This is a genomic window from Luteibacter sp. SG786, assembly GCF_011759605.1.
GTDB lineage: Bacteria > Pseudomonadota > Gammaproteobacteria > Xanthomonadales > Rhodanobacteraceae > Luteibacter.
In genome coordinates, this window is sequence record NZ_JAAOYX010000001.1 from 1,895,304 (window position 1) to 1,912,964 (window position 17,661).

Consider the following 17,661-nt stretch of genomic DNA (forward strand, 5'->3'; position numbering starts at 1 on the left):
GTATGAATCCCATGAGGGACACCCGCATCCTTAAGGCTGGCATTGCCATCCTGGTGTGGCTCCTGATGGGCTTACTTGGTGCGGCCCTGCTTAGTGTTTCCGTGCCACCCGAGAACAAGGACATGCTAAACCTCATGGTGGGCGCCCTGATAGGCAATGCCGGCGCTGTGGTGGGTGACCTGTTCGGCAACAGCCGATCCATCCGATCTTCTGGAGATGGCTCATGAACATCAAGTTCATCGCTTGCCTCGCAGCGGCCGCGGCGCTATTTGGCGCGGGCTACTACGTGGCCGATCTCTCCGGTCAGCGCGATCTAGCCAAGGCCACCAGTTCATGGGATATCGCCCGTGCTGACCTTGAAACGAAGCGCGCCGATGCCGAGAAAGCTCAGAGGCTTGCGGAGCAGGGCCAAGCCAAGGCGCTTACGGTTGCTGCTGAAAACTACGAACGAGGTAAGTCAGATGCAAACCAAGACGCTGACAAGGCCCTGGCTGATCTGCGTGCTGGCAACCGCCGGCTGCGCGACCAGTGGGCAACCTGCCAGGCCACTGCCTCCGCTCTGTCATCTTCCCCCAGTGGACAGCGCGCTGATGGAGAAGACAGACTACGTGAGGAAAGTATCGGACGAATTCTTCGTGCCGTTGGACAGTGCCAAGCCCAGCGTGACGCCCTCCAAGAAGCCTTGATCGGCGAGCGCAAGGCGCTTGGTCAATGAAGAACGTCAAGGTTCCACTGTTCGGCAACCCTGGGAAGTCGGCGACGATTGACGCCGAGGCGACCAATGGCGCTACCGTAGGAAAGAACCTATTCAACGCCGATGGCTCTCTCGTCACGACAGCGCAGCTTTCAGGTGGCGCATCCACTACTTCGTCTGGGAGCGATCTTGGCACCTCAGACGATCTGGACGAAGGCAGCTACAACCTCTATTTCACTGCGCGTAGGGCGCAGGATGCCGTTGGTAGCATCCTTGTTGACTCGGTTGATGTGGACTTTTCCTACGATCCTGGGGTGTCCATATCCGCGGCTCTTACCTCGACAGGCGTCGACTCTGGTACGTATGGCGATGCCACGCATACCGTGACTGTCACCGTAGACGGGAAAGGTCGTATCACAAGCATTGTCGAACACCCCATAGACCCTCCCATTCCACAAATATTCAACCGTATCGACGCATCTGGTGACATCAGGGTCGATGCTGATGGCAACCTGCGGGTAACCCACTAATGGCCCTGAAGCGCATATCGGACTATTCATCCGCGGCAACACCGCTCGCCGGCACTGAAATGCTGGAAATGGAGACGGTTGGCGGCACCAGCGTTAAATGTACCGCACAAGATATTGCGGACCTTAGTGGAGGTGGTGGTGCCGTATGGGGCGGCATTACCGGAACCCTATCCGCACAATCAGACCTACAAGCGGCTCTGGACGCCAAGAACAACCTAGGCGAAACCGCTGGACTGAACGCACAGTCTGGAACGACTTACACCCTAGTCATCGGCGACAAGGGGAAATTGATTGAGAATACCAACGCGTCGGCGATCACGACGACCGTTCCGCCCAATTCCTCGGTGGCATTTCCTGTAAACAGCATCGTCTACATTGCTCAGGGTGGGGCTGGACAGGTCACGGTTGCGGCTGGCGCAGGCGTCACGCTCAAACCGGCCACGGTGAAAACGCGCGCCCAGGATTCCATCATCGCCCTAGTCAAGACCGGAACCGACACCTGGCGCGCCATGGGTGACATGGCATGATGCTCGCCGGAGTCATCGCCAAGCGGCGAAACGTTGTTCCTGCGGGCAATCTTGCCATTATGCCGTTCACGTACGACGAAACGGACAAGAACAGTTTTCTTTCCTTCACACGGCAGGGAAATGGTCCGCATCAAACGCCTAGTGGCATGGAATGCGATGGATATGAGGCCCGCTATAAGGCAACAACCATCCCATCATGGATGAGCCCGAAGGCACATGCCTTTGGCTTTCAGATGACCTATACGGGCTATTGCCACGCTCGCGTGGATGCAAAGTTTACGTGTCCACTATCCACAAAGGATGCGTTGGATATCATCGCCTATATGGGTTCAGATGCCACGTCCCCATCTCCCAAGGCTCTCTTTGGTAACGTGGCCGACCCAGCCAATGCCGGAAACACAGTAGTTGCATTCCGAACGGTTGGAGCTTCGTCCACGCGAACTGTCCACATGGGGCGGACAAACTGGCGTTTTCGCCACCAGACGCCCGAATACCAGTCGGGCGGAAATACTTGGGTTCCCCAAGCCATCTTGTTTAAGGATGCAAACCACCTGTGGCTTTCTGCACACCTGAATGACACAAAGAGCAGGACTTGGGAGGTTAACCCAAGCGATGGAAGCCTCCTTCGCTTCTACGACTTCCCGTCTCCGTACAATCATGTGGCTAATTTCGCACGGCGCCCTTCAACAGGCGACGTGTGGTTTACCGACTCGCCAACGTCGAATTGCGGCATCGTTGACATGGAGGCGTCGTTTACTGCCGGAACGGCGGTCGTCACCACGGTCATGGACACGACGTCATTCAATAAGATCGGCGCCATCGACTTCATAACGGTGAGCGGAACGGAGTATTTTGTAGCCGCAGAGTACAAAACGAGCGGCACGCCGTATCTTTATGTTTTTCCTGCATCGGTGATCGGTGCGGTGACTCTTACCGCCTCGAACCGGTTCAAGCGCTGGCCGATTGGAATCCAGATCCAGGGTCTTTGTGTATCTGGGACCAAGCTCTACATTTCGGCGAACAACAGCAAGGTGGCGACACCTTCGGCTGGGTTCATCGAGCGATACGACCTAGCAAATCTCATCACGTCGGTTGCTGACGGCGCGACGATTACGCCCGAGTACGTCGAGCTTGCGGCCTCTGGATTCCCAGAGGATGCCTGCGTGCATCCGTCTACGGGAGACATATGGACACCAACGGAAGGTAATAGCTCTCCCATTTCTGATCGCGCCTACCTTTCCGTATGGAGTTCGCCTGTCAACGGCACGGGACAGGAGAACACTTATACGGCCAACTACGACGGTGCGGGGAATTTCACCATTCTCATGAATGGCCTGCCTTACTTCACCCTTTCAGATACGCCGGCTACCGACGTTTCGACCGTCTGCGTCGGCGGACCCCCGCAGGCATCCGTTGGATTCACCAACGGGTATGCCTTTGGCTTCGTAAAGAATGTGGCGATCAAGGACGCCCCCATAGATGCCACGTCCTACGCCGCCATCGTTTCAGGATCGTATGAGTCGGGATCGCTCTCGACTTACACCCTGACGCTTACCAACCCGGGAGCCGAGAGCGGCAACACAACTGGCTGGACATCCGAGAGCGGCAACCTAAACGTATTCCCGTCAACGACGTTGCCGCCGCATAATGGATCGTGGAGCTTCTACACTGGCAACCAGGCGCTATCGATAACCAGGCAGAGAGTAACTGTGCCTTCTGGCGCTCAATCGGCGATTGACGCCGGAAATGCTTGGGTAAAGGCGAGATGGTGGCAGGCCAGCAATGATGCGACATCAGATCCGGGCGGTGCTGGAATTCGCACGCTCGATGCCACGCCTACGCAGCTTACGGAAGCCTATTCCGGACAGCAGGCCACGCCACTTAGCGTTACAGGTAGCGGCCCATATCCATGGTGGCCCCGCGCGTTCGAGGCCGCCGCTCCATCTGGAACAAGGAACGTGGACATGCTGCTGAAGTCTACCCGCACCTCTGGGACCAACAACGACACTTATGCAGATGACTTTTCCATGGTGATTTACGCTAAGTAATCAGACCGTGGCGCCATGAATTTCATAGCTTTTTGATCGCTCAATGCGCCATTTCACATCGTCCATATCACTGACGAAGATTTGGTTGTACTTCGTCGCCGCCTGATCGCCGGGAGGCACCAAAGAGCGAGTGGCTGGGTCATACCAATAAGGACCGTTGAATCCCAAAGATCGGAGGCGCGTCTCTATCTCAGCGATATGGCCGCCGTATTTGGCAACGTGACCCTCATACATCTCGATTAGGACAGCTTTTAGCGAAGGATCGGAAAGGGCCATGCTGGCGCCGCCTATGACCTCGGCCTCGAAGCCCTCAACGTCGATCTTGAGCATCGTCGGGCTTCGCCCAGACAGCACATCATCAAGTGGCAAAACATCAACCTCCACCGTGTTCTCGCCACCCACCTCAACGACGTGGTTGTAGCTCCAGAGAGAAGACGTGAAATGAAGTTTCCCGGGTATCCTGCCGATGCCAATCCGCCGAGCATCCACGCGATCCGAAACGTGGTTCGCGTACACGTTCTGCATGAGCAGATCGAAGGTTGTAGGCACGGGTTCCGCGGCGACCACGTGGCACCCAACCGCTCTAGCGGCGAGGATGGTGTAGACGCCGGCATTGGCGCCAACGTCCACGAACAAGTCTTCAGGTCGGAGGAAGTGAAGGCAGAAGGCCATGTCGGCATATTCGCCAAGCCCGAAGCGAGCGCAGATCATTACGCTCCCAGCCTCCAGGGGCCAATGCAACACTGAGCCGCCGACATAGGGCACGGTCGTTTGGCGGACAGGTGAGGAAAGGACACTGGCCGTCTGGCGAGCCCAGCGGGCGAGCGTCTGGACAGGGCGACCCTTGTGCAATGGGTGGTTCAGTAGATCACGGATATTTCTCAGCGTTCTGCCGGCGCGCTTCACCAGTCCCACGGTTGCCCCCTGTATCCGTCTTGGCCTGGAAGGGTAACGCGAAGCGGGGCCCCCAGACGAGGGCCCCTTGGTATCACCCTAGGGCCTACCAAATCTTGATTGCCAGCAAAGTCGCTTGCATAGCTTTCGCGATAAGCGTCACTATTTCTGTAACGGTCTGTACGAGGCCCTTTGGGCCCTTGGTCTAGTTGGTCATTTTCGTTTCCAAATAGGTTTCGGGCAGCGCGATGCCGCTACGCTGGGGTTCGGTAGTCCTCACCCGCGGCTAGCATTGCACCATCACGGGTTTTTTGCGCAAGTGGGTTACCCTCGACCCATGCTCATCTGGACCCTCACCGGTAATCGCCTCGACGCCAAGAGCCCCTACCAGGGCGGCCCTATCGCGTCCGTGTACGAGGAAGGGGATAAGTGGTGGGTTCGGTGGTGGGTAGGCCCTGTGGGCGTCTACGGGGCATCTTCCGAGGCGACGGCTAGGCGATGGGTCGAGAGGTTCGCCGCAAGCCGTCTGGACGCGCTGGGGAAGGCTGCGGCCAGTCCCGGGGCGGGACCGAATGCCCTCGGCCGCTACGTCCCTCCGACACCCGAAGAGAAGGCCCGGTACGATGCCTTCTCGGCCAAGTACGTGCCGCCCAAGAGGCCGAACCGGAGGCGACGATGAGGTCAATCTGCACATATTTTGCACACACAGGCCAGCAAAGTACCGCCTGAAGCCAAATTCGGATTCCTATTTCCGGCACCACCGATTTCCCTCCCGAACTGCCGCCGCGCGGTCCCGGAGGAAGCAGAAAAACCCGCTCACGCGGGTTTTTTTGTGCCTGGCCACCGAACGGCTCAGCCGGCCTTGCCGGCGATGTCGGTAAAGGGCTTATGCTGCCAGGCGCGTTTCGTCTGCGAGGTAGCGCAGGCCGATCGACAGGGCCATGTCGTAGCCGGCCATCGTGTTGCCCGGGACGACCACGCTGACCAGCGAGGGATGGCCCGGGGCCAGTGCCGATGCATCCGATGCGTCGCTGTGGTCGTGCACTTCGATATACGGTACGTCGAGCACCGCCAGCGCATCGCGCAGCGGGGCCATGTCCTGCATGGGGATGTCGTTGGCGTCGACGTCCAGCAGGACCAGATCGGCGTGATCGGAGGGCGAGCGGCCGAGGTGGCGGGTCAACTCGTTGAAGTCGCTGCACGTTCGCCAGAGCAGATCGACGCCTGCCGCCTGGGCACGTTCCCAGAGGCGGAACATGGCGTCATCCGTGAAGGTGACCTGTTCCGCGCACGTGCGCGGGCCTGTGATTACGACGATCGACATCGCTGCTTCGCTCCGACGGACGGGCGCTCAGTGTCGGGCCGAAGGCTGTAAAAAAGCTGCGCGGGAAAAGCGCTTTCGCGGTAATGAAGGCGTAAAAATCGCGGAGGCCCAGCGCAGTTGCCAGCGTGTTCATCGCTGAGCAGCAGTGCCTTGAAAACCGCTCAGGCGGTTTTTCTTGTGCGCGTTACGCGAGACCCAGCGCCGCCGCGAGTTCGTCCATCGCCGGCGCCTCGGGCCAGGTGGGCACCCCGGGAGGAATGGCCAGCCAGTCCTGTTTGCGGCGTGTCCAGATATGGGCCACGCAGTCGAGTTCATTGCTGCGATCGAGCGTGCCGGCACGCAACACCGCGAAGCCGTGGCCGCTGTTGGTGTTGTAGACCCGGGTGTGGCAGGTGGGGCAGATGCGTTGCCGCGATACGCGGCCGGACGTGCCTTCCAGTTCGTAGACCACGACCTCGCCCGTGACCGTCAGGACGTTCGCGGACGGGATGCAGCTCTGGCTGAAAGCGACACCCGTCCACGTCTGACAATCCAGGCAATGACAGGCGTAACTCGGGGGCAGCGCGTCGATGGAAAGTTCGTACCTGACTTGTCCGCAGCGGCAACCGCCGGTGATGGGGCTCAAGGGTGACTCCAGGCTTGTGAGGAAATCCGATTCCGCCGAGGATATCGGAATGGACACTCCCGTATTTGCCACCATCGCCACACCGCGGCTGCAGCTCGATACCCTCGTGCCCGCCGATGCGCCTACGCTTTTCGCCTATCGCGGCGACGACACCGTCGCGCGCTTCCAGGGCTGGAAGCCAGCCGATCTCGCCGAGGCCGCATCCTTCATCGAACGACAATCCGCGCAAGTTTTCGCGGCGCCGGACAGCTGGTTCCAGCTCGCCATCCGTGAAGCGGAGACGCAGGAGCTGGTCGGCGATCTCGGCATCCACTTCCCCGCAAGCCAGCTCGATGCCATCGAATTCGGCGTCACGCTGAGGCCGGACCGGCAGGGAAGGGGCTATGCGCGGGAGGCGATGGCCGCGATGCTCGGGCTCGCCTTCGGCACGTGGGGATATCGGCGCGTCGTAGGGTCGGTGGATCCCCGTAACGTGGCCAGCATCGCGTTGCTGAGATCGCTGGGCTTCCGTCAGGAAGCACACCACGTGGAGAGCTATCTGATGCGCGGGGAGTGGACGGACGACATGGTGTTCGCCTTGCTGGCCCGCGAGTGGAATGCGGGCGGCCGGGAAAGGCCCGACGCTCTGCGGAATCCGGCCGCCTAAGCCGCGCTCAGGCGCGCCATGGCGGCGGCGGTGGGCGGCGGCAGGTGGCGGAGCGGGGCGTCCGGAATGAAGCGCCAGTCGCCAAGGCGACGCGGCACACGGGCCGACGGGTAACGATCGCGCAGGTCGCGGACGGCATCTTCCGGGAGGTCGTAGCGACCGATTTCGATATCACCGCAGAGCGCACGCCAGCGATGGCCATGACGGACGATGCGGAACGGGGCTTCGGTGGCACTGAAAACATACTGCGCGAGCACGGACTGACTCCCTATTTAGCCCGCTCATTCTCCGCGCGATTTCGTGACCGCTCCGTTATGCGGAGGCGACGCCGGTGTGTCGGTGGAACGCACGGCGTCGCGTGGTTGCATGCCGTTCAGTCTGGCGCCTTCGCCGGGACGAAAGGCGAAACCGGATCGCTGGCGGGGAAGGTCTCTTCCAGCGCCTGATCCTGGTTTTCGTCCGCGTGGTTCTTGCGCTCCTTCTTTTCCGCCTCGCTTTCCTTGTGCTTGGGCTGGCCGTGGTCGGGGTGTTTCACGTCCTGGCGGTCGTGGGTCATGACGAAGCTCCTTTACGTGGGGGATGGGGCCATGGAGCACCCGCGACCGTGAAAGCCGGGTAGCGGGCAGGTGGATGCCGCCTGTCGGCTTTTTCTGACCGCTGGTCGGGTCCGGCTTGCTTGAGTTGAGTCCTTTACCGATCCTCCAGGGTGCCGGATAGGGTCCGGCCAAGGGGCGGGGGTAAAGGGTGGATCAGCGGATATCGCGCGGGCGCATCGAAGGCGTCTCGCTCATCGAGGTCATGGTCGCGGTCCTGGTGTTCAGCGTCGGGCTGCTGGGCATTGCGATGTTGCAGATGCGCGGCGCGCAGTTCACCAAGGAATCCGGTTCCCGCACCAGCGCCATCATCCTGGCGCGCAGCCTCGCCGAATCGATGCGCGCCAACCCGAAAGGCGCCATTCCCGCCACGGGCGATAGCGATTATCTCTACGACGGATCCACCGCCTACACGGAGGCCGACTGCGCCTCCACGACACTCGACACGCCCGCCGCGGTAGCCAAGCGCGACCTGGCCTGCTGGCAACTTGCGCTGAAGAAGAGCCTGCCTGCCCCGGCCGCGGGACATAGCGTGGCCACCGTCACACGCGACGACAACCTCGGCACCCTCGTCATCAAGGTGTCCTGGGCGGGCGTCGCCGACGACGAGAACACCGACTCGACCCAGACCTACAGCTTCAGCTACCTGCAATGAGGAACGATCGAATGCCGCTTTCCGGTCGCTCCAGCCGCGGTTTCTCGCTGGTTGAACTCATGGTGTCCCTGGTGATCGGCCTGATCGTCGTCGCCGGGCTCATCAGCGTGCTCATGGCGAATCGGCAGGCCTTCACCCTGCAGCAGAGCAACAACTTCAACCAGGAAAACGTGCGGTTCGCCGCGTCGCGCCTGGCCTGGTCGCTGCGCATGGCGGACTTCTGGGGCGGCGTGAAACCCAATGCCATCGTTCCCACGGCCAACACGGCCGGCATCGGCGGCGACGGCTGCGACGCCGCCTGGGTGCTGAGCGTGGGGCCGGGGAAGCAGAACGGCATCTTCGGCTACGATGGCGGCGACACCTTTCCCATCCCCGACTGCGTCGACAACGCCAATTATGTGAAAGGGTCCGACGTCGTGGTCGTAAGGTATGCCGATACCACTGGCTACGACCCCGACAAGGGTCCCGACACCCCGGCGTTCGATTCCACCGATCCCAATGTGGTGCCCAACCAGACCAGCATCTTCGTGGTGTCCGGGTTGGGGCAGCAGGCAGCGCTCTTCCGTCGCGACGACCCGGTGCCGAAACCCACGTTGGCGACGACCACGGGCCGGTATGTGTACCCGTTCCAGCTTGAGATGTATTACCTCCGTCCCTGCGCCGATCCCGGTGCCAATGGCGTGTGCGACGCGACCGACGATGGCGGCGCGCCGTCGCCCTCCCTGGTGCGCCTGCGCCTTGACGCGGACGGCAAGCCCGTCTCCGAGGTGGTCGTGGATGGCATCGAGCAGCTGTCGTTCGAGTATTCGTGGTTGGCGGGCCCGGACGAGGAACATCTCCATCAGACACCGTTCGCCAAGGCTTCCGACACCCAGTGGGCGACCGTGACGCAGGTACGGGCCAGCTTCATTGCCCGGTCGACCACGCGAGACACGCGTGTCTCCCACGCCGACCGATTCGACGTTTCTCCGCATTGCGCTTACATCATTGCGAACGATGGGGCGGTGACGTATCCGGAAACCACGGACACGAACCTCTGCAAGGATCAGCCAGCCGGCACATACGGCGACAATCCCCAGCAGTACACCCGGACCTTGAGTTCGCAGGTGGTGCTGTTGCGCAATCGGGTGAGGGGATGAACATGCGTATCCATTCCACGCAGCGCGCACAGCGCGGCATCGCACTCTTCATCGGGCTCATCTTCCTCCTGGTGCTTTCCATCGTGGCCGTCATGGCAATGAAGGGCACGCTCGTGGAAATGCGCATGGTCACGAACTCCGCGCGACACGAAGCGGCCTTCGAGGCCTCCGAAGCCTTGCGTGCCGTGCCGATCGCACTGTTCGACGAGCACGTGTTCGCACGCGGCTGGCCTTCCTCGTTCAACGGCGACGTGCCCGACTCCGAGTTCACTTATTCGTCGGACATTCCCGCGGGCATGCTCGCCAAGGTGAAGACCGCCCTGCAGACCGATTGCTCGGGCAAGGCCTCGCTGTTCTACGGCACCCTGCAGCCGGCCTGCGGCGACCTGCCGAAGGAAACCCTCTACGACGCCAACACCTGGCATCCCGACATGGTGATCGCCATCTGCGATACGTCCAGCGAGTCCTGCAGCGCGGACGTGGACGCCAAGGTGGCCGTGGTTCCCGACGGCACCGTGATGAAGGATGGTGCAGGCGGCGCACAGGCTGCGGGTTACCGCGGGTTGGGGGTTGGTGCCGCCGCGGGCGGGGCCGAGATGTATTTCGAAGTGAAGAGCGTCGCTACCGCGCCGGGCAATGGCGCGGCGACCACGCATACGCAGTACCAGCAGACGATCCGCAACTGATCGCGTCCAGGACAGCCCGATGATCACCTTCCGCCTGAATCGCCACGGACTTTTGCTCGGCGCATTCGCCGCATTGCTGGGCGCGAGCTTCGGTACCGCCCCGATGGCGAGCGCCACGGCCATCTCGAGCTCGCTGCAACAGGCAGCGGCCTATGCCGTCGATCCGCCGCTCGGCGTCGCCGGCGCGGCGCCCCTGGTCATGCTGAACCTGTCACGCGACCACCAGTTGTTCTACAAGGCGTACAACGACTTTTCCGACCTGAATGGCGACGGTGCGCTCGACACCACGTACAACAACAACCTCACGTACGCCGGCTATTTCGATTCCACGAAGTGCTACGCGTACTCGAACAACATGTTCGTGCCGAAGGCCGTCACGACGAATCACTATTGCACGAGCCAGTGGTCGGGGAACTTCCTCAACTGGGTGACCATGACCCGCATGGACGAGGTGCGCAAGATCCTCTACGGCGGCCTTCGCTCCACCGATACCACCAGCAGCACGGTGCTCGAGCGGGCGCACCTGCCGATGGATGCGCATTCGTTCTCCAAGTTCTACAACGGCAGCGACATCGCCCAGCTTACGCCGTACAACCCCTCGGTCACGAGGCCGACCCAGACGCTGAATCCCAGCTCGAATTACGTCTACAGCAGCACGAGCACATTGGGCGAAAACAACAGGACGTACGTCATGCTGCGGCTGAAGGCGATAGGCAGCACGCTGAAGATGCAGGTGGGCGACCAGATAAGGATCTCCACGTCGACAAAGGACGGTACGCTGGTGCTCGACGCTCCGGTCCGCTTCATCAATGACGGAACGGACAAGAATTACGCGAAGGCGACGGCGGATCGCGTGGAACTACGTGTGCAGGACGGCATGTTCAGCGGCAGCCGTCTTGGCACGTCGGCATGCAACAGCACCGCGACCTGCATGGCGACACTCGTCGGTATCGCCTCGTGGAACGTGACGAACCTCACCCGTACCGGCATCAGCTTCTGCAACACCACGCCGAAGGGCAGTTCGAACAACCTGTCGCAAGGCGACGACGCAGCGCCGCAGATGCGCATGCAGACCGGCGACATGTCGTTGTGGGGATCGAACGAGAGTCTGCAGTGTCAGTGGGCTGAAGATAAATCCAATTCGCAGGGCAGCTTCGACGACGGTTTCCTGAGCAACGGCAACCGCGCTGCGTTCTCCGGGCTCGGCGCCTCGGCCGAGAATCCTCGCAAGGCCAACGGTACCAGTGGCGCGGACTGGGCCGAGTTCAATGTACGCGTGCAGGTCTGCGTGGCGGCCCTGATCGGCGGCGAGAACTGCAAGAAATATCCGAACGACCAGGCCACCAATCCCATCTACAAGCCGGTTGGGCTCCTCCAGAAGTACGGCGAGTCGGGCAACATCAAGTTCGGCCTCGTTACGCCCAGCTTCGACAAGAATGCGTCGGGCGGTGTCGTGCGCGCGGCCCTTCCCGGGCCCGACAGGAACTCCGGCGATTTCATCGATAACGAGATCGACGCGACCAACGGCATCTTCCAGACGACGACGAGCGGAAAAGGCATCATTTCCAACATCAATGCCTTGCGCATCTACGGATATCAGTACGGTTCCGGTAACAACTACGGCAATGGAAACGGCTGCACGTACCAGCAGGTAGGCATCACGTCCGATCCGTCACAGGTCGGCAAGAACGGTCTGGTGGCGGAGGGCAACTGCTCGTCCTGGGGTAACCCCATGGCCGAGAGCTACATCGAAACGCTACGTTACCTGTCCGGCGGTAAGTCGCCCAATCCCTCGTTCGTGCCGACCTCAACGGGTACCACGGAAGACGCGACGCTGGGCTTGACGGCCGTTACCAGTTGGGTCAGCCCGATCACGGAAGCGAACTTCTGCGCGGCGCTGAACGTTATCAATTTCAATGCCAGCTCGCTTTCTTACGATACCGACCAGGTATCGGGATTCGACGACCTCAACACGAAGAAGTCGGTTGGCGAGTGGACCAACCTGGTGGCGACGGGCGAAGGCATCACCGGCAAGAGCTGGTTCGTCGGCAACGCGCCAGGCGCCACGACGGGTGCCGACCTCTGTTCCGCAAAGGTGATCAGTGACCTGTCGGGCGTGCAGGGCATCTGCCCGGAAAGCCCCGCGCTGAAGGGTGGTTACCTCATGGCGGGTGCGGCTTACGGCGCCCACATCAATCGCATTCGCGATCTCGGCAACGATCCGAAAACAGGAAGCCCCATCGTGCCGGCGGAAGATCGCACCTCCTTGAAGGTCACGACGTTCGGCGTGCAGCTTGCCACCAATACGCCGCAGATCCGCGTCGCGGTGCCGGGTGGTAGCGGCAAGTTCGTCACGATCATCCCTGCCTACCGCTTGACCCTGGCTAACGGCGTGGGCGGCGGCGCGCTGGTGGATTTCAAGGTGCTCAACCAGCAGGTCACCACGATCAACGGCGTGGCGACCGCCACCGGCAGCTTCTACGCCGACTGGGAAGACAGCTTCGCCGGCGGCGACTACGACCAGGACATGTGGGGCATCATCAGCTACGCCATCACCGCTGACACGGTGAAGATCACGACCAAGCCGGTCGCAGCCTCGACGAACAACGGTCAGGGTTTCGGGTACATCGTGTCGGGTACGACGAAGGACGGCCCGCACTTCCATTCGGGCATCTACAACTTCAACTACACCGACCCGACGTCGCCGACCATCGTCGACGCCAACGGCAATACGCTCAACAGCACCGACACCAGCAAGAAGATCAACGCGAGTGGCGGCTGCCGGAACTGCATCGTCAACGATCCGGCGACCACCGGCGTCTATGCCGTCGGTAACAGCGCGGCGGGTACGCTGAAGGATCCCCTGCTCTATGCCGCGAAATGGGGCGGCTTCCGCCTGGATACGTCCAAGGACGACGGCACGGACACGCCGGCCAACGATCTCGATCCGCTGGACACCAGCAAATGGGATACGGACAAGGATGGCATCCCCGACAACTACTTCCTGGTGACGGACCCGGGCAAGCTCGAAGCCTCTCTCGATGCCCTGTTCCGCAAGATCCTGGCGAAGATCGCTTCCGGTACGGCGGCCGCCACGGTGGCCACGAGCGCCAACGGCACCGGTGTGACCTACCAGGCGTTGTATGAGGCCGAGCGAACCGACAATTCCGGCAAGCGAGCCACCTGGTCCGGTTCCTTATCTGGCCTGTGGACAGATCAGTTCGGGTTGTTGCGAGAGGACGGCAACCACAACGGACAGCTCGACGATTACGTGACCGACCCGGTCATCGAATACAGCTACCAGGCCGGCGGCCAGAAGACCGTCGCCACCCGCATCACCAGTACCGATCCCGATACATTCAAGGCCGGCACGAGCACGACGATCGAGCTGGCCGACATCCGCTCGCTCTGGAACGCCCGCAACCTCCTTTGGGATCCGGAACTCAAGACCAATCTGCTGCGCGCTTACGGCACCGCTTTCAGCGATGCCGCGGGCCGCTACATCTTCACGTGGATCGACGCAAACCGGAATGGGGTCGTCGACGATGGCGAGGTCCAGCCGTTCGCCTGGGACAGCACGGGCACCACATCCTTCAACTCGACGAACTATCGCTTCCTCAATAGCGACAATGCCGCGGAGGCGCAGAACATCGTCAACTGGATTCGCGGTACCGAAATCACCGGTCTGCGCAATCGCACCGTCGACTACGGTTCTGACAGCGGTCTTGTCGGGCGCGTATCGCGTCTGGGCGACATCGTGAACTCGACGCCCCTGGTCGTCAGCGCCCCCGCAGAAGCCTACGATCTGCTGTACAACGACACGTCGTATGCGGACTTCCGCAACACCTATCGCAACCGTCGTCAGATGGTGTATGTCGGTGCCAACGACGGCATGATTCATGCCTTCAATGGCGGTTTCTACAACACCAGCTGCCAGCGGTTCACGACGCAACCGACCAACGCCATCTGCACGAAAGACACTCCGGACGCGACGGGCACGGTCACCGCGACCCGCACGGCGCATCCGCTTGGCGCCGAGGTCTGGGCTTACGTGCCCGGCAACCTGCTGCCCCATCTGCGCTGGCTGACGGATCCGAATTACAAGCACGTCTACTACGTGGACGGCAGCCCTCTGGCGTTCGACGTGAAGACTTTCCCCAAGGATGCGGACCACGTGGAAGGGTGGGGAACCGTGCTCGTCGTGCCGTTCCGCCTCGGCGGTGGCACGATCAGCGTGAACACGTCGACCGATCCGAAGACGCCCAACACGTTCACCGGTGAATCGGCCTACGTGGTGATGGACGTGACCAATCCGGAGAAGCCTCCGCGGGTTCTCGCGGAGTTGAGCTTCCCAGGCGCGCGCACCACGTCCCAGCCGGCCATGGCGGTGATCCGCGACGTGCCGACGGGCGATCCGAACCAGTTCTACCTGGCCATCGGCTCGGGCCCGACGGACGCGAAGCGTGTAGCGTCGAGCGCCAACCTGCGCGTCAACATCTACAACATGAAGGATCTGACGGCCTCGGTTCCGGTGGTGTCGCCGACGACCATCGACCTGGGTGCCGGCAATGCCAAGGGCACGAAGAGCTTTGCGGGCGACCTCATCGCCTCGGATTTCAACCTTGACGGGAAGGCGGAAGGCATCTATTTCGGAAGCGTGTACGACCGTGGAACCAACGAATTCGGTGGACACTTCTGGAAGATCGCGATCAACGGCCAGGCCGACGCCACGAAATGGGGCGCCGCGACGGGAACCGGGATGCTACTGGACCTGACGGCCAGCGATGCGCCCGACGGCCAGCCGGTGACGATCCGCCCGACCCTGGGACGGAACGATCGCGGCGCGCCGATGGCCTTCTTCGGCACGGGGCGCGTGTTCACCACGGCCGACAAGACTACGGCCGCGCAGCAGCGCATCTACGGGATCATCGACACCTCGCTGCTCACGGGCGACGACCCGCAGGCGAAGACGGCGGTGACCATGGGCAACCTGGTCAACGTGACGAACTTCAATATCTTCGGCGACAAGTCGGTCACCGGCATTCCCGATGACAGCTCTCTGGTGCCGAAGGACACGAATACGTTCGACGCCCTGTCGGCGGTGTTCGACAGTCCGAAGGTGGCAGGTTGGTACCGCAACCTGCAGATCGATGGGCAGAACCCGTCGGAGCGGGTGGTGAGCGCCCAGGCGCTGCTGGGCGGCCTGTTGCTGACCACGACCTACGTCCCGGGCACATCGATCTGCACCGGCCTGGGCAACGCCTATCTGGTGGCGAACAACTACAAGACCGGCACGGCCGATCCGGGTGCCGCGATCTTCGGCACCGATACCGGCGGGCGCATCAACGAATCCCAGGGTCTCGGCCAGGGACTGCCGGCGCCGCCCAGCCTGCATTCGGGCAGTGCCGGCGAAGACCGGAACGGCAGCAAGAAGATCACCGCCTGTACGCAGACGTCGACAGGTGCCATCGTGTGCAAGGATGTGGCTACGCTAAAACCCGTGACCAGCGGCGAAACGTCCTGGCGCGAGCCATTGGGGAGCAAGTGATGATCGGACGTATACAGCAGCGGGATTCGCGTGGCTTCACGCTCATCGAACTGGTGATCGTGGTGCTCATCGTGGCCATCCTCGCTGCCGTCGCCATTCCTTCGTACCGGAAGTACGTCATCCGCTCGCACCGGGTCGATGCCCAGGCGGCGCTGATCGATCTGGCCGCGCGCCAAGAGAGATACTTCTATTCGAAGAACGCATATACCGACAACCTAGCCGACTTGAACGCAACGAAGACGATGGCCGGCGACAGGTATGAGGTGGATGTGGCAGTCGCGACGAGCACGGCGTTCCGCGTGGAGGCAAAGGCCTTGAACGACCAGGCGGCCCACGACCCGGAATGCCAGACGCTCACGCTGAACAACCTCGGTGCCCAGGGTTCGACGGGTACCAAGTCGAACGATGCGGTCTGCTGGAGCAAATGATGAGGACGTCGCTCGTGCCCTGTCTTGCCGTGTTCCTCCTTGCGACGACGGGCGCGGCAGGGGCGCAATCCGTGAGCGTCTACAAGTGGACCGACGCATCGGGAACCGTGCACTACACCGACCAGCCGCCGCAGGGACGCAACGCCACGCGGATGACCGTCAAGGGCGGCACCGAGGCGGCAGCCTCGCCGGTCGCTCCGCAGCCCGGTAACGAGGCCAGGCTGGATGCGGCTGAGGCGGCGACCACCACCCGGAACTGCGATTCGGCACGGGCGAATCTCGCCACATTGTCCAGCGGCTCCATGCTTGTCGACAGCACCGATCCCACGGCGTCCCGCCGCCTGCGACCGGACGAGATCGAAGCTGCTCGCCGGACGGCGCAGGCCGACGTCGACACCTATTGCGGCGCGGGGAAGAAATGATGGGCCGCCGTACCTCAACTGGATTTACGCTTATCGAGCTGGTGGTCACGGTGACGGTGTTGGCCGTGCTCGCGGGACTCGCGGCGCCGTCGTTCATCGACTTCATGCACCGCAACCAAGTGGCTTCGCAGAGCAACGAATTCCTCGGTACCCTCCGCCTCGCCAGAACCACGGCGATCACGCGCAGTGTCTTCGTATCGATCTGTCCGACGCTCGACGCGGCCGTCGACGAGCCCGAGTGCGCGGTGTCGTCGGACTACGCCACCGGCTACCTCGTATACACCTCGACGGCCCCCGACAAGGCGTTCGCGTCCGGGGACGAGTTGATCAAGGTGTCCCAGGCCACGCCCGCCGTGTCCCTGCGCGCACCGAGCGCCAACAAGATACTCACCTTCAGCCCACGCGGCGCCTCGACCGCCGGGACGCTGAGCCTGTTGCTCTGCGCGCGCCGCGGCAGTGAGGACATCGGCGAGAGCACCTTGCGTGTCTCGGGCCGACGCTTCGACATCCAGGCATCGGGCAGGGCGGGCCTGGTGGAACTCCCCACGAGCGCCAGCTCCGACGCCGCCGCCGGCTATTGCACGCCGGCCTCCTGACGGCGATTGACCGGGTCCGGAAACGCCTGTAAGATGCGCGGCTCGCGATGGGCGGTTAGCTCAGCGGTAGAGCACTGCCTTCACACGGCAGGTGTCACAAGTTCGATCCTTGTACCGCCCACCATCGTCTTTATGAAGAACCCGGCCCCGTGCCGGGTTTTTCTTTGTCGGGAAGGCTGAAAGCCGCCGGCCCGGCATAGCAGCGATCCGTCACACGGCAGGTGTCACAAGTTCGATCCTTGTACCGCCCACCATCGTCTTTATGAAGAACCCGGCCCCGTGCCGGGTTTTTCTTTGTCGGGAAGG

At 62.0% G+C, this 17,661-nt stretch carries 18 protein-coding genes and 1 tRNA gene; 14 read left to right on the forward strand and 5 right to left on the reverse strand.

Annotated elements, in window-relative coordinates:
- The first annotated feature begins 11 nt into the window (after positions 1-11).
- Genes FHS47_RS08735 through FHS47_RS08755 form a run of 5 tightly spaced genes read left to right on the forward strand, consistent with a single transcriptional unit; the run spans position 12 to position 3,799 of the window.
- Complete coding sequence (locus FHS47_RS08735; RefSeq protein WP_167025766.1) at positions 12-227, forward strand: hypothetical protein; 216 nt, start codon at positions 12-14, stop codon at positions 225-227.
- Positions 224-715 (forward strand): hypothetical protein, encoded by a 492-nt coding sequence (locus FHS47_RS08740; protein ID WP_167025769.1) that lies wholly within the window; start codon positions 224-226, stop codon positions 713-715. The genes FHS47_RS08735 and FHS47_RS08740 overlap by 4 nt, the downstream gene beginning before the upstream one ends.
- A complete protein-coding gene (locus FHS47_RS08745) occupies positions 712-1,224 on the forward strand; it encodes a hypothetical protein (RefSeq protein ID WP_167025772.1) in 513 nt (170 codons plus the stop codon). The genes FHS47_RS08740 and FHS47_RS08745 overlap by 4 nt, the downstream gene beginning before the upstream one ends.
- Positions 1,224-1,751 carry a hypothetical protein gene (locus tag FHS47_RS08750; protein WP_167025775.1) on the forward strand — a complete coding sequence of 176 codons (528 nt, stop codon included), beginning with the start codon at positions 1,224-1,226 and terminating at the stop codon, positions 1,749-1,751. Before FHS47_RS08745 ends, FHS47_RS08750 begins: the two co-directional genes overlap by 1 nt.
- On the forward strand, positions 1,748-3,799 hold the full coding sequence (locus tag FHS47_RS08755) for a hypothetical protein (RefSeq protein ID WP_167025778.1): 2,052 nt from the start codon (positions 1,748-1,750) through the stop codon (positions 3,797-3,799). The genes FHS47_RS08750 and FHS47_RS08755 overlap by 4 nt, the downstream gene beginning before the upstream one ends.
- Here the strand turns inward: FHS47_RS08755 and FHS47_RS08760 are convergent, their stop codons facing one another.
- The 3 genes from FHS47_RS08760 to FHS47_RS08770 all read right to left on the reverse strand — a co-directional run bounded on the left by FHS47_RS08760 (position 3,800) and on the right by FHS47_RS08770 (position 6,642).
- Positions 3,800-4,714 carry an FkbM family methyltransferase gene (locus FHS47_RS08760; protein ID WP_167025781.1) on the reverse strand — a complete coding sequence of 305 codons (915 nt, stop codon included), beginning with the start codon at positions 4,712-4,714 and terminating at the stop codon, positions 3,800-3,802.
- Positions 4,715-5,579: 865 nt separating this feature from the next.
- On the reverse strand, positions 5,580-6,017 hold the full coding sequence (locus tag FHS47_RS08765) for a hypothetical protein (protein WP_167025784.1): 438 nt from the start codon (positions 6,015-6,017) through the stop codon (positions 5,580-5,582).
- A gap of 184 nt (positions 6,018-6,201) precedes the next feature.
- A complete protein-coding gene (locus FHS47_RS08770; RefSeq protein ID WP_208381869.1) occupies positions 6,202-6,642 on the reverse strand; it encodes a GFA family protein in 441 nt (146 codons plus the stop codon).
- Between FHS47_RS08770 and FHS47_RS08775 the strand changes: the two genes are divergently transcribed.
- Positions 6,632-7,288 carry a GNAT family protein gene (locus FHS47_RS08775; RefSeq protein WP_247741407.1) on the forward strand — a complete coding sequence of 219 codons (657 nt, stop codon included), beginning with the start codon at positions 6,632-6,634 and terminating at the stop codon, positions 7,286-7,288. The genes FHS47_RS08770 and FHS47_RS08775 overlap by 11 nt on opposite strands.
- Here FHS47_RS08775 and FHS47_RS08780 read toward each other — a convergent pair.
- The gene (locus tag FHS47_RS08780; RefSeq protein ID WP_208381871.1) at positions 7,285-7,545 is read right to left on the reverse strand and encodes a hypothetical protein; all 261 of its coding nucleotides are present in this window, start codon (positions 7,543-7,545) and stop codon (positions 7,285-7,287) included. The genes FHS47_RS08775 and FHS47_RS08780 overlap by 4 nt on opposite strands.
- Positions 7,546-7,661: 116 nt before the next feature.
- The gene (locus FHS47_RS08785) at positions 7,662-7,844 is read right to left on the reverse strand and encodes a hypothetical protein (protein ID WP_167025793.1); all 183 of its coding nucleotides are present in this window, start codon (positions 7,842-7,844) and stop codon (positions 7,662-7,664) included.
- Positions 7,845-8,032: 188 nt separating this feature from the next.
- Here FHS47_RS08785 and pilV point away from each other — a divergent pair, with 188 nt between their 5' ends.
- The 8 genes from pilV to FHS47_RS08825 all read left to right on the forward strand — a co-directional run bounded on the left by pilV (position 8,033) and on the right by FHS47_RS08825 (position 17,479).
- The gene (pilV, locus tag FHS47_RS08790) at positions 8,033-8,536 is read left to right on the forward strand and encodes a type IV pilus modification protein PilV (RefSeq protein ID WP_167025796.1); all 504 of its coding nucleotides are present in this window, start codon (positions 8,033-8,035) and stop codon (positions 8,534-8,536) included.
- Positions 8,537-8,547: 11 nt separating this feature from the next.
- Positions 8,548-9,675 carry a PilW family protein gene (locus FHS47_RS08795; RefSeq protein ID WP_167025799.1) on the forward strand — a complete coding sequence of 376 codons (1,128 nt, stop codon included), beginning with the start codon at positions 8,548-8,550 and terminating at the stop codon, positions 9,673-9,675.
- Between the two features lie 2 nt (positions 9,676-9,677).
- Positions 9,678-10,361, forward strand: coding sequence for a PilX N-terminal domain-containing pilus assembly protein (locus FHS47_RS08800; RefSeq protein WP_167025802.1), 684 nt, complete (start codon positions 9,678-9,680; stop codon positions 10,359-10,361).
- A gap of 19 nt (positions 10,362-10,380) precedes the next feature.
- The gene (locus FHS47_RS19575; protein ID WP_208381872.1) at positions 10,381-15,909 is read left to right on the forward strand and encodes a PilC/PilY family type IV pilus protein; all 5,529 of its coding nucleotides are present in this window, start codon (positions 10,381-10,383) and stop codon (positions 15,907-15,909) included.
- A complete protein-coding gene (locus FHS47_RS19905) occupies positions 15,909-16,337 on the forward strand; it encodes a type IV pilin protein (RefSeq protein ID WP_167025805.1) in 429 nt (142 codons plus the stop codon). The genes FHS47_RS19575 and FHS47_RS19905 overlap by 1 nt, the downstream gene beginning before the upstream one ends.
- A complete protein-coding gene (locus FHS47_RS08815) occupies positions 16,337-16,759 on the forward strand; it encodes a DUF4124 domain-containing protein (RefSeq protein WP_167025808.1) in 423 nt (140 codons plus the stop codon). The genes FHS47_RS19905 and FHS47_RS08815 overlap by 1 nt, the downstream gene beginning before the upstream one ends.
- Complete coding sequence (locus FHS47_RS08820; protein ID WP_167025811.1) at positions 16,759-17,355, forward strand: GspH/FimT family pseudopilin; 597 nt, start codon at positions 16,759-16,761, stop codon at positions 17,353-17,355. Before FHS47_RS08815 ends, FHS47_RS08820 begins: the two co-directional genes overlap by 1 nt.
- A gap of 49 nt (positions 17,356-17,404) precedes the next feature.
- Positions 17,405-17,479, forward strand: a tRNA-Val gene (locus tag FHS47_RS08825).
- Positions 17,480-17,661: the final 182 nt, after the last annotated feature.